Source organism: Nonlabens xiamenensis, assembly GCF_003865345.1.
GTDB classification, from domain to species: Bacteria; Bacteroidota; Bacteroidia; order Flavobacteriales; family Flavobacteriaceae; genus Nonlabens; species Nonlabens xiamenensis.
In genome coordinates, this window is the sequence record NZ_RMVE01000005.1 from 154,115 (window position 1) to 167,140 (window position 13,026).

At 42.6% G+C, this 13,026-nt stretch carries 8 protein-coding genes; 7 read left to right on the top strand and 1 reads right to left on the bottom strand.

Annotation, left to right across the window (positions count from 1 at the left end; all coding sequences use genetic code 11):
* The first annotated feature begins 12 nt into the window (after window positions 1-12).
* A complete protein-coding gene (locus tag EGM47_RS13445; RefSeq protein WP_124981350.1) occupies window positions 13-810 on the top strand; it encodes a hypothetical protein in 798 nt (265 codons plus the stop codon).
* A 286-nt stretch (window positions 811-1,096) separates the two neighbouring features.
* Window positions 1,097-1,642, top strand: coding sequence for a hypothetical protein (locus tag EGM47_RS13450; protein ID WP_124981351.1), 546 nt, complete (start codon window positions 1,097-1,099; stop codon window positions 1,640-1,642).
* A 265-nt stretch (window positions 1,643-1,907) separates the two neighbouring features.
* On the opposite strand, the gene EGM47_RS13455 is transcribed toward EGM47_RS13450, so the two are convergent.
* Window positions 1,908-3,497 carry a protein adenylyltransferase SelO gene (locus tag EGM47_RS13455; RefSeq protein ID WP_124981352.1) on the bottom strand — a complete coding sequence of 530 codons (1,590 nt, stop codon included), beginning with the start codon at window positions 3,495-3,497 and terminating at the stop codon, window positions 1,908-1,910.
* A 254-nt stretch (window positions 3,498-3,751) separates the two neighbouring features.
* Between EGM47_RS13455 and EGM47_RS13460 the strand changes: the two genes are divergently transcribed.
* The 5 genes from EGM47_RS13460 to EGM47_RS13480 all read left to right on the top strand — a co-directional run bounded on the left by EGM47_RS13460 (window position 3,752) and on the right by EGM47_RS13480 (window position 13,025).
* A complete protein-coding gene (locus EGM47_RS13460; protein WP_124981353.1) occupies window positions 3,752-4,924 on the top strand; it encodes a GlmU family protein in 1,173 nt (390 codons plus the stop codon).
* A 555-nt stretch (window positions 4,925-5,479) separates the two neighbouring features.
* Window positions 5,480-8,161 carry a hypothetical protein gene (locus tag EGM47_RS13465; protein WP_124981354.1) on the top strand — a complete coding sequence of 894 codons (2,682 nt, stop codon included), beginning with the start codon at window positions 5,480-5,482 and terminating at the stop codon, window positions 8,159-8,161.
* Window positions 8,158-9,960 (top strand): hypothetical protein, encoded by a 1,803-nt coding sequence (locus EGM47_RS13470; protein WP_124981355.1) that lies wholly within the window; start codon window positions 8,158-8,160, stop codon window positions 9,958-9,960. Before EGM47_RS13465 ends, EGM47_RS13470 begins: the two co-directional genes overlap by 4 nt.
* A 10-nt stretch (window positions 9,961-9,970) precedes the next feature.
* Complete coding sequence (locus EGM47_RS13475; RefSeq protein WP_124981356.1) at window positions 9,971-10,795, top strand: hypothetical protein; 825 nt, start codon at window positions 9,971-9,973, stop codon at window positions 10,793-10,795.
* Window positions 10,796-10,814: 19 nt separating this feature from the next.
* Complete coding sequence (locus tag EGM47_RS13480) at window positions 10,815-13,025, top strand: hypothetical protein (RefSeq protein WP_124981357.1); 2,211 nt, start codon at window positions 10,815-10,817, stop codon at window positions 13,023-13,025.
* Window position 13,026: the final 1 nt, after the last annotated feature.

A 13,026-nucleotide genomic window follows, 5' to 3' on the forward strand; every position in this document is an offset into this window, starting at 1 on the left:
AAAACCTACCTTATGAAATTATTTTTTTCAATTACAATTTGTTTGCTTTTTCTACAATGTACAACCGAAGATTATCTTGCAGAATCTCCAACTAATGATGTCAACGTTGACATTTCTGCTAAAACATTATCACCTATTTCTTATGAAATAGATGAGCATCAGGCTATTTTACATCGTAATTCATTTGTAGTAGGAGAGATCATGCGGTTGTCTTTTGCCGATAGGCAATATATATTGAGTCAGCTTGATCCATTGACGCGTACTTGTTCAATGAATCAGCTCTTCAGCAATACTGATTTTTTACAGAACTACTATCATATTGTTCAGTTTGGTCAAATGGATTTTAGTCTTTGCACCAACCCAGACGCTAGGCTTTGGCCACCGGAAGATCCTTTAGAACCTTTTGATAGACCTAGTGATATCATTAATTTTCCCAGTAGTGACACTTATGCGTTTAAATCGAGCGTAGAGAGTTATCACACAGAAATCTATATACCCGTGGATTATTCAAATGGTGATATCTTGACTGTTGGACACCCTTTGGTAGATCAGCTGTCTCATCAAGGTTTGGCTGTTTATGATCCCCCTGTCGAGCTTCAAAATGGACTACAAGATTGTATAAAATGGTCTCAAAGCACAAGTATTGGAAATCAAAATTTAGCCGATGGTGACCCATTTGTACTTTCAAGGCCAAAATCCAGTGAGACGTATAGGTTTCCCTACATCAGCTTTGATATTGAAGATTTTCTACAACCTCTATACTCCCCTGGAAATCCATCTGGACCTGGGTTAAGTAGCGCCCAACCTTAAATATATTACCTAAATTTAAAAACCGCTCCTTCCATTACCGAGCGGTTTTTTTATGGGTTTTCCCAAAATAAAAGGAGCTTTAAAAGTTCAAGTATTCAGCTGCCAAGAAAGAAACAGACCTGGCTGAATTGGTAATTTGAATTCAAGATTCAGAAATATGAAGTGAACAAGGCTTGATATGAATCGGCCCTGAATTGATCAACCCAGATCCATAGTTTTGGGTTGTAATTCACAATTACCGCGGTATCTGAAAAGCGAATGAGTAGGATAATTAAAATTTTATATCATGAAAAAAATGTTGAAACCATTAATTCTAATAGTAAGTATTGGGTTATTCTTTGCTTGTTCGACCGAAGAAAGCGCAGAGTTTCCAGATGTTGGTCCTGATTTTCAGAAAAACGATCCTTTTATTGGAGATGAAGACCAAACTCCACAAAGCACTTATATACGAGCAGACTTATCACCGATCGTTCTAGGACCACAGGATGGTAGTTGTTCAGCTGGACAAGTTAATTCCGAAGATCACGAATTAAGAGTGCTTAGAGGAGCTCTTAGTTCTGGTTCAGGTAATAACCCAGCATTGAGGGTGACTGTACGCATCAGTGATGGAAATAACTATGAGCAATACATCAGAATTATACCAGAAGATCAATTGGATACTCGTGTCACACTTACACAAGGTATAGCTAACCTAGGGGAGTTATCCACTGGGAGTCTAAACGATGGATTTGTGAACGTTTCTGTACAGAGTATTTTACCTGTTGAAAACGGTACTGATGTATCCAATTATTATAAACACAGTGATACAGCTGGTAACTTAGGTTGCCAATAATTACTTACTTTGCCAACCACCAAGAATAAACCCTCCCACCGTGGAGGGTTTTTTTATTGGTGCTTCATTGAGTCATTCACCCTCTATATCTCCTTTTTATGACCATCTTTCTCAAAACGAATGTAAAGCACCGATAGAACTATAGTTAAATCGATGATGATTTAGTAAATAATATCACTTGATGTATTTAGATATAGTAAGGCTATATAAATGTGAACTTGTTTACCTTCGATAACAATTTTCATATGTCTTGACCGTTTTAATTTTAACTACTACAACTCAATCTACTACAGCCTACTTTATCCTTGGCCCAATCTGGCCTTTTGGCATACCATTGATCATATTGAGGTTGCTCTTCGTAAGGTCTCTTCAGCATGTCATATACTTCTCTTAATACGCTATAGTCTCCTTGTTCAGCCGCATCAATGACCATTTGGGCTATATAGTTGCGCAGTATGTATTTAGGATTGGTGGCATTCATTTGCTGTGTTCTCGCTTTCGCGAAAGCAACAGACGTCAAGCTACTTTTATCATTATCATGCTTGGTTCTCTTTCCGTAGTCTTCCAACCAACTCAACCACTGATTTTTAATCTTTTTTGTCATCTGGGCCAACTCGTAAAAAGACATCGAAATTACTTTAAAGGCGTCCTCAGGGGAATGGTCAATTTCTACTTTGCTCAATTCCCGGTAAAAGAGCGTCATGTCGGTTTCATGTTCGTGTAACAAATTCTCCAGCCTTTGAATAAGCTCTATATCTGATGCATTTGCTTTTTGCCAGCCCAGCTTTTCTGCCATTCCGCTGAGGTATTGTTGCTGATACCTGGTTTTGTAACTGTTCAATATACCTTGTAAAGCTTTGCTGTCCTCAATTAGAGGAAACAAGGCATTGGCGAGCTGGAGCAAGTTCCATAATCCAATTTCTGGCTGTGCGCCGTAACGATAACGCTTGTGTTGATTGTCAGTCGTATTAGGTGTCCAGCTGTGATCATAGGGGTCCAAAAACCCAAAAGGGCCGTAGTCTATGGTCAATCCTAAAATGGACATGTTGTCCGTATTCATCACGCCATGTACAAAACCTACCCGTTGCCAGTGCATGATCATTTTTAATGTACGATCAGTGACCTCTTGAAAGAACTCCAGATAGGCCTCTTTTCCGCTACCAGTAATGTCTGGGTAGAATGTACTTATGGTGTAATCGGTGAGCTTTTTAAGCAATTCATGGTCACCTTGAGCAGCAAACCATTCAAAATGCCCGAAACGTATAAAACTAGGCGCCACCCGACATACAATAGCTCCAGGTTCATACGCGGCATTCCCATCGTACATCACATCCCTTAAAACTTGTTCGCCAGAAAGTGCTAATGATAGCGATCGGGTAGTGGGGATGCCTAAATGATGCATGGCTTCACTGCACAGATGTTCGCGTATACTGGATCTCAAGACTGCTAGCCCATCGCCGCGTCTGGAATAGGGTGTAGGTCCGGCGCCTTTAAGTTGAAAAGCCCAGCGCTGGCCGTTGATTATGCTTTCAAACAAATTAATGGCCCGGCCATCTCCTAACTGCCCTGCCCAATGACCAAATTGATGTCCTGCATAACCCATAGCATAAGGAGTGCTACCTTTGACCAATTCCTGACCGGTAAATACTGCTTCAAAGGTGGAATCATTGATGTCCTCCTCTTTGAATCCCAGTTCGTAGGCCAGATCCGACACATGAATTATAGCGGAGTTGGGAAATTTCAGCGGTTGGGCGAGAGAATAAGCTGCTCCCTGGACCTGACGTATAAAGTTTTTTTCCTCCGCATCCTGGGGTAAGGCTGTCGTAAAACTAGGTTGATGGCTCAATGGCTTCATGTTACAAACTTAGACAATCCATTCCTCCAGCCCAGCTAAATAAAGCCCAAATCTAAACGATCTTATAACGCAGGATGAGTTGATTGTATGGTGGAAATGATGAGTCAGCATAATATCGCTTTCGCGAAAGCGACATGACCCGCATGAACGATTTCCAGGTCGTCCTAGACCATGTACTGGGCATGAAGTGTCCCTTTCACAGGAGGGTGGAAAAATGATTTTCTTTCACGACCTTTGTGATTCAAAATGCCGATATGAATCTTATCCTAGCCGATTTCCAATCTCATCAACGACTTTTACCATTTACCTATACCCGACCAGCCGCCGAAATCAGATGCGGGATACGCACCTTTACCGAAAAATGGGGAAAGGCACTGGATACTCAACCCAGTTTTCTGACTGAGGATTACCTGCAGGAGAAGTATCCGCTGGTGGAAACCGAAGACAATAGCGTGGTGGCAGCGACCGTATTTCCTACGGAAGCCATTGTAAAGGCGATCAAGGCATTGAAACCAGAACAAAAACTGATGGCAGCCGACCGGCTGATTGCCTATAGATCGGCCAACGTTCATACGCCGACCATCGAACTCGAGCAGGTTTTGTTGATGGATGAAGTAGAAGCCATAGACCATACCTGGGATATTTTTTCCAAAAATGGCAAGGCGCTTCAGGCGGATTTTGATCAAATTACTCAGGGGAGGAAAAGTGCTCCTATCCCTGAAGGTGTGCAATACCTCTCACCCGAAAATATATTTATTGAAGAAGGAGCGCGTATCCAATTTGCGACCTTAAATGCCAGTACAGGCCCAATTTATATTGGTAAAAATGCTGAAGTCATGGAAGGCTCGATCATCCGCGGTGGCTTTGCCTTGTGCGATCACTCTGCCACCAAACTAGGAACAAAGGTCTACGGCCCCACAACGGTAGGTCCACACTCCAAAATAGGCGGCGAAGTCAATAATTCGGTCATCTTCGGATATTCCAATAAGGGACATGAAGGATTTCTGGGAAATTCGGTCTTGGGCGAATGGTGTAATATAGGTGCCGATTCCAATACGAGTAACCTTAAAAACAACTACGCCGAAGTCAAACTCTGGAATTATGAAACCGGCCGTTTCGCCAAGACAGGCTTACAATTCTGTGGACTCATGATGGGCGATCATTCTAAATGTGGGATCAATACAATGTTCAATACAGGAACCGTGGTCGGCGTGAGTGCCAATATATACGGTGCCGGCTACCCGCGCAATTTTATCCCTTCCTTCAATTGGGGAGGTCCCCAGGGCAACATGACTTATAAAACGCAAAAGGCTTATGAAGTGGCCGATGTGGTCATGCAAAGAAGAGGTCTGACCCTGCATCAGACGGACATCAGAATATTGGATCGGGTTTTTGAAGATACCTCAGTGTTCAGAAAAGACAAGTAAGTGTAAATAAATGCTGGAATCATTATTTTATTAATTATATATTATTCCCTAAATCATCCAGGTCTAAGTGTTTTTCATGGAGCGGTTTCTACGCTATTTTCTAATTTCCGTTCCTAGAAAGATATCTATTTATCGCGTGTAATTCTTCACTAAATTAATTTTAACACATTGAAACAAGCGAATTACAGTAGTATTTTTAAAATTTAAATAGTCGATGATTAAAATTAATAGTTGGAATGTTTAAAAAATTCTATATTTGACATGTGATTAGTTTTAATAATTGATTGCAATTCCTTCCCTTAAATTGAGATAGATGAGTGATGATCTATCTCTTCTCCTAAATCATTTTTATTGTATTGCGTTGCTAGGTATTTCACGTTGTTTACGCTACGTGTGAGCTGTGGTAGCAAAAGCCGAGGTCTGGATTGATTCGTTTCAGTCTGATTGTATTTGTCTTCATAAAACTCCTTCCCCTAGAGTTGAAAGTGGCCAACCCATGTGGGTTTGCTTATTTGTTCTGAAAAATCAGAATGTCAAAACTTTAAAGGAGTATATATGCCCGACCCGATCAAATTCAATCCTGCATTGATCAAGCTACACCAGCCTATCAAAATGCATGTTGCAGAGACCAAACCAGTCGTCCTACAAGCCAGCACGCTCAAGTTTCAGCAGCCACTGATTAAAGCCGACATGATGCCGATGCTTAACAAGCTGCATCTTTTCAAAGGCAAACCAGTGCTTGCTAGCTCCCTCAAGGTGCCTTATCTCACCCATGGGAAAGCTACCGAAGATGTGTTGTATAAAATCAATCAACCCCACCAACAGGAGTATCTTCCAGCTTACGAAATCGGCACCGAGCCCGTCCAGGGCAAAAGCCAATTTAAAATTTCTCTACAAGAAAATCCAACCGGTGATGGTGGTCGCCTTCATCTGGTACTGCACGCTAAGGTTCCTGATTCTCTACAGGGCAAAACGGGTAAAGCAAAACCTATGCAGCATGGGATGAAAATGTATTTATCTTTCAATGCTTCTGGGGTCCAGAAGCAAATTCATTTTACCCAAGGTACCAAGACTGCCATTGGTTATGAAGCCCAAGCATCCGTCAGTACACTCAACGAATTCAATCAGCTTTATGCTGCTATTTCTGATGGGAGCTACCAATGTAAGCTTCATATCGACCGCAGCTTTAAGATCGGAATTCCCCAACCCATTGAGCAGCCGTCACCGCTTAAAAAGCCAGCCCTGCAACCCGAAGTGCGTTTTCTCAAGCGAGATACTATCCAAAACGCCAAAGGTAAATTCCTCAGGTACCACATCGGATTGACCAATTGGAAAGAGTACCCGGAATTCATGTTCAGACCTGGTCGCTTAATGATAGCCGGTAGACAAAAGCCCAACTTGAAATTGGTGATTACGGATGGAAAGAAAGTCCTTAAAAAGCAAACGATTACAAGTTCCAGGCAACTGGCCAGACTACACTTTGCTGTCAATGCAAAACAGCCGGTAACTCATTGTCAGGTCGAACTCAGAGACCTGAAATCCAAGAAAATTTTCAAATCTGAACTTACAGCGTTGAGAGCAAGCCAACTGACTGAACAGGCCCAGCCTCAAAAAACCTATACGATTCAATCCAAGGTCTTTTCACAGCATCTTGATTTTCACTTTCCAGACAATCTGCACACGTACATTTACGGTAAGACCAGAAATGTGGACAGTCTTCCTAATGGTTTTCAACCCTTCAGGCTTCACTGGGCAAAAGATGGTAAATCTTATCCCTACCTGCAAGAACAGATCAATCCCAAAAGTTTTTTCTACCTACCTGATTTCTTTAGCCTTTCGAGGAAACAAGTAGCTGGTTTTCCGCCTCATCTTCAAGTGCGATTTGAAGGCAATAACGTATCAGATCTCAAAGCTCATTTAAGTTTTGAGGCGGTATCAGAAACCAATACCGCGAGACTGTTGGACGCTTTGCCCAAACTCAGTGAGGAATCTGGCATACCCCAAGATCAGATCAATTTTATCCCCTTGAGCATCAATGCCGATCAGCTCAAACTCTTGTTGTCCTACCCGGGCTCTAACGGTATTCAGGAAAGGTTTGAGGCCACCACATATCTGGACAAGATCACGGATAGCCTTCCACCAATGGATTTAGACAATTTTCAGCTATTATTAGAAAACCTGACCAGTAGCACGACTGGTTCCAGCTTGCTACAGGGCCAACTTGAGATCCACATCCCTAACCTTACCATAGAACCTGTTCCATTGGCACTGGATTGCAGATATGTAGAGGATGATATGTTCGCTTTCGCGAAAGTAAACCGCGCTAGTTTCAAAGTTGAAATTACCAATACAACCGATCAATTACTCAGTGCAGATGCTGCGAGGATCAGCCTAAGTGGACACACGGCTTCTTTCCAAGATTTGGATTTTCCTTTTTCACTCCGCCCGAATGCTTCTCATCTGGTTCATATTCAATGTGAAAACTCATTTACTGATGAAACAAATCCCGTTTTAGAATTGGAATGGCTGGGCATGCGCTCTCAAGGTATAGATGGTCTGTTTTCTGATACGGATCTGGAATTTTCACCTAAGGAATTACTCACCCAGCAGACGCCATCATTAGAGATTACCAATTTGATCGAGAGCAGTGTTTCCTTTAATGGGATCAATGCGAGCTTGAGAAATACAGGGCAACCTATAAAGCTAAACACCTCAAATCTTGATTTTCCTATGGAGCTGGCTGCTGGATCTAGTTTCTATCTGGACCTGCCCAAGGGAATGACAGAGGTCGATGATTTGCAATTGAACTTTGACCAAATGACCGCCATACCAGATAAAAACACGCTTTATGACCTGATGGTGGATACCACGGTGAACAACGTTTTTGAGACTGCCGTACCCATACGTTCTTTTATTCCTTTTGGTCCTACGGATATCATCAAGTTCATGGAAGTCGAATTTAAATCAAGCGAAAGCTCGCGACTCTTAGGCTCTGTAGTGTTTACCAAATCAGATGACCTGAGCCAAGGCTTTGCAGAAAAGGAAATGTCGATGCAGTTGCCGATCAAGGATTTTGTACTCAACCTGTCGTCAGGAGGAAGCTATTTGTATCGCATCCGTACAGTCATACAAGAAACTGGTACCAAATCGGTTCAGCTCATTACAGACTGGAGACCACACAGCGGCAGCCTGGAAATAACGGATGACTTACTACCTGCAACAAATCAGGACATATGATAGCCCTGGATTTAACATATATGCTGGAAACAGAGTGGTATTGGGCCTTTCCTGCAGCTGGGAAGCAGAATCAGGTGATCGTGATTTCCAAATTTTTGGAATATCAACCTGGGATCATGCAGGCCAAAAGCTTCAGCCTTGAAACCATCAGAGGTATTACTCCGTTTAGCGCTCCCAAACCTTATACCATGTTGGAATTTCAGTTGGGACCTCAATCACCAACTTTACAACAATTACAGGCAGTTAGGGATCGATGGCCTCATGCCGAGCTAATCGCGCAGTCTTTTGACAAAGGGCATCTAAGTGTTCGTATACAAACTGATTTAGAACAGACGAAGATTTCTGGCGAATTGCCCAGAATGGACTTGACCAAATTGCCTTTGCACCATTGGCGATATCGACAGAAAATTGGTATGGATCAGGCGCAATTAATGATTCGGGCGCTGAAGGAAGGTGTATTGTTAATTAAAATGGCAGGAGCGTTTGACGTTCAGGGCGTATTACCCAAATTGCCTGTTACCTGGACATTTGACCCTGTTGAAATTATTCATCACCTTGAAGACCTCCGCAAATCAACAGAAGGCTTTGAATCGCAAGAGATCACGAGACTTGTGCAAAGGGAGGAACTTCCTTTGCAAACTGAAATGATGGGGGAGGTAGATCCTATCGTCCTGGCCGATGCTCTGACCCATTACCTCCTCACTCACTATGCCGTTCCGGTTCCTCTTGGAAAACAACCTGCTGGCGCCTTGCTAGAATGGAAAGATAACTTGACGGATATCGGCCAGCAAACAATAGATTTAAGACACAACCATCCGGTAAGACGCCTGTTTTATCTCAGCCTTCAAATGCTGGAAGAAATTAAAAAGGAATTAAATCTTCATGGCATTGAGCAATTGGTAACCACCACCATTGTTGACCCTATTCCAACTGGTTTCCAGCGATTGGAAATCAATCATCCCTTCTATAGCATCCCCAAATCTGTACTTCAAATCGGAGTTAAACTAACCGCAGCACCGGTATTGCCCTGGAGACCACAAGCAATTACAGAAACGCTAATCTTTGAGCGCAAAAATCAGCACGTTTATGCCGTTCTCAAATTTTCGGCCAGCGAGGACCTGGCCTATGAGCTGGAACCTTTTGTGATTCTAAAAACCAAGAATACTAGTCAACGTCTTACAGGTACCAAAAGAAGTCTTACCAGCAAAGAGGTTCATCTGGACATCACTGATTTTCCGTTCGAATCCATCAACATTTCTTGTGCTCCATCACTTTTTGAGCTAGGGGATGTAAATCTGTCTCTGGCAAATCAGCAAGAAACAATCATTGAATCCATAGGTCTGGATCAGGAGGAACCTTATCTGAGTTTGGGATACTTACCACAAGATCAGGAAAAATACTATTTACAGGTGCATATAACCAATACCACCACCGGCTTAGAGGCTACAACCGAGCTTGATGGCAGTGCAGATAGGCACTTGACTTTGGCCGACTTTCCCGCTTATGGGTTTCAGAAGCTGGATATTCATTTGGATTTCATGGATACTAAAACTCCAGTTGTTCTAGAACTTGTCTCCACGGGAAAACCAAAAAGTCAGGAACATATTACAACCCTTGTCTTTACTCCAGAAAAATCACGGCAGCAATGGGAGTGGTTTTCGGATCGTATCGACCAGGCCGGTTATCAATATCGACGGCTAGGCGCCCATACTCAACTTTCGCGACCGGAGGGAAGCAACACTACTGACTGGTCCGAACCCCTGGACTACACCCAGCATCATTTGACCCTAACCGTATAATCACAGAACTATGAAAACACTACAACACAAAAGTCTGAGGTATTTCCTGGCACCAATGAGTAAGGAAATCTATTACTACTATCCAGCGCATCCTTCTCCACAAAAAGATGGTCAAGGACATCCCATGCTGAGTTTGATGGGGGCCGGAAATATCTACTTTCTCCAGGTAAGTTCTACCTGGCAGGCGACCGAGGAAGAACTCCAGGAACTCACAGAATTATTAATTGAGAAAGAACTCATTGAAAATTCGCAACAGCTACAACCTGCTCCGCTTAAAGATATTCAGGCCAGGTTATGTGCTTACCCTGATTTTCAGACAACCTATTCCACTTCTTCTACCAGCGGACATTACCCTTATGCGGCTGTTTTTAACCTCACATTGTCCGAAGAAGAGCAACAACAGGTCGTTCCGGCATTTGAAGGACAACAGGAAAAATTGGCGGTGCAATATGTCGCCAGCATCGAGTGGATATATAATGTTGAAGCCCGATTGGAAGGTCTATTTAAACTTTCGCAGTTCGCTGTCGCGGAAGAAGACACGGAGTCTGCTCTACGAGCCTATATAGAAAAAGCCATTGAGGATGGTCAACTTCAAATACATATTCAATTGGAGAAACCAACCCACCAACTTCTAGAAAGTATTAAAACTAAATTACTTGATGCTGCGGTGGAGCAAGGGCTAAGATGGCTTAATGATCCAAATTCCGGTGATCCTCATATGGAAATAAGCCTAGAGAAGGGTATCCCACATCCAATAGATATAAGCGCGACTGCAGACATTGGTGCATGGGTGCGCGAATCGTCCAGCAATCACTTAAAAATAATGAATCAATAACCAATTAAAACCTAGAATTATGATTTACATGAATAACGTACGCGTCATAGAAAACGTCGTCGTCTATGGAGATGACAAAAAAATGAACGTTTTCTATCCCATTCCCGAGCAACCCAGATTCCGCTTGGACGACGAGGGTAAACCAATTTTTAAATTCCTTAAATACAAAATGCCCATCGATAGGGGAGATGGTAAAAAAGGGGGTGGATTTGCCGTGTTTGACGTAGAATTTACGATTCCAGATGACAAGATGGAGCGCATCAAGGAAAAACTGCAAGAAGAAGTCAATGCCAAAGCACAGAAAAGAAATATCAATCCAGTACCAGAGGTAAAGATTGCCACCATCAGATACACCGAAGGAACATCAAGATTGATGATCAGTGATGAGAACTCGGTATTGGTGGAGCGCATCATTGATGCAGGTAAGCCTTCTTTGTTTGGTAAAAATATAGCGACATTCAGTATGGAGCTGTCAGAACACGGCGCTACTTTCTTTGAACAAGCATTGCAAGGAGAGGGAGGTTTTGTTAGTGTGATGTATGAACTTTACTACGGTGCTAAATTACCTCCCTTACGTGTGACCGCTCGATTCAACGCGAGCTCATTTTACCAGTTTATCCAGGAAATTGATATCTCAGAGCGTGTTTGTGCCGAGGATGACTACCGTGAGACTTTGAATGAGATCATGGTAAAATCAGAATCCAGTAGGATCGATATAGACCCAGGGTCTGCAGATATTGATCCCAAGGTGATCGAGCAGGTGCGTACTTGGGCCCAGGGTGCATTGGATAAAGCGACCGAACGTTTGATGATCCAAGAGATGCAAATGGAAGATCCGGCCGAGGCCCGTAAATATTACCAAGAGCATGATATTGAAGACGTCCGAAAAGAAGTCACCAAAAGAGCCATCTCCAGTTACAAGCTCGATTATAGAGAGGAGACCTATGTCAACGTGAATATCAACCCGCAGGGTACGATGCCCAATATTACCACACTTAAGGATAAGAGTGGTGCGCCGATCAAATGGGAAGATTATGCGCAAGAGATTGACCTACAAGATAAGTTTTTTAAGCAAATCAATGCCAGAGTTAGGGTGAATGCACCCTTTGACGAAATGCCTATCCATAGTGTTGAAGTTAAGCTATCCTACAAAGGAGAGCCTATGGATGTGTTGGGAAGTGATGTAAATGGAGAGTACCAATTCTCCAGTGCAGAAGATACAGCCGAGTTTGCCACATTTATTCAGGACGATGACTTCCACTATGATTATAGTTACCAAGTCAATTACAAAGGATCTGCGCAAACATTTCAATCGGAGGTAATGTCTACAGACGAATCTGTCCTGACAATCAATGTAGATGAGATGGGGATCATCTTTGTTGAGGTACTTCCGGGTGATTTGGATTTTGAACAGATCAAACAGGCCCAGATTTTAATGGAATATGAGGCCAATGGTGTGGATAAAGTGGCGGATCAGTTCATCATGACTGCAGAACAACAACAGCACAAATTTGAGCATATCATCTTTAAAAAACGTACCGAACCTTACCGTTATAAGGTGGTATACAAAATGACAGATGGTAAAGAATTTACATCAGACTGGCAGGAAGGAGAGTCCAGTAGACTCTACATCAACGATCCTTTTAGTCAGACCAAAACTGTAGGTTTCAGATCGTTTGGGGATTTGGAAAACGATATCGCCAATATTTTTATTGATGCCACCTATGCAGACGAGGACAACGATTACCGAACCACCCAAACTATCGCGTTGTCTAAAGCTATTCCATTCTTTGATTGGACATTTCCGCAGATCAACAGCGCTGTGAATACCATTTCCTATAAAGGTCATATTGTAAGACACGATGGAACCAACGAGGATATCGCCGAGGTAGTTACTGAAGATTCAACCATCTTGGTGGGTGCCAAAAAAGACGATGTCTTTGAAATCAAAGTGAATCCGGGATTACTGGATATGGGAGGTACGGTAAAAATGGCCAACGTACAGTTGGAGTACAAGGATGAGGCCAATGATATTCTGGAAAAGGAAGACTTCACCTTCACCGCACAAAAGGCTGATGAAGTGGTTTGGAACGTGGATATCAAGGATAAAAACCTCAAGCAATATACTTGGAAAGCCACTTTCTTTATGACAGACAAAAGCAGGATCACCACTGATCCACAAACCACAGACGAACTCACCCTGTTCATCGATTTACCTTCAAATAGTTAAT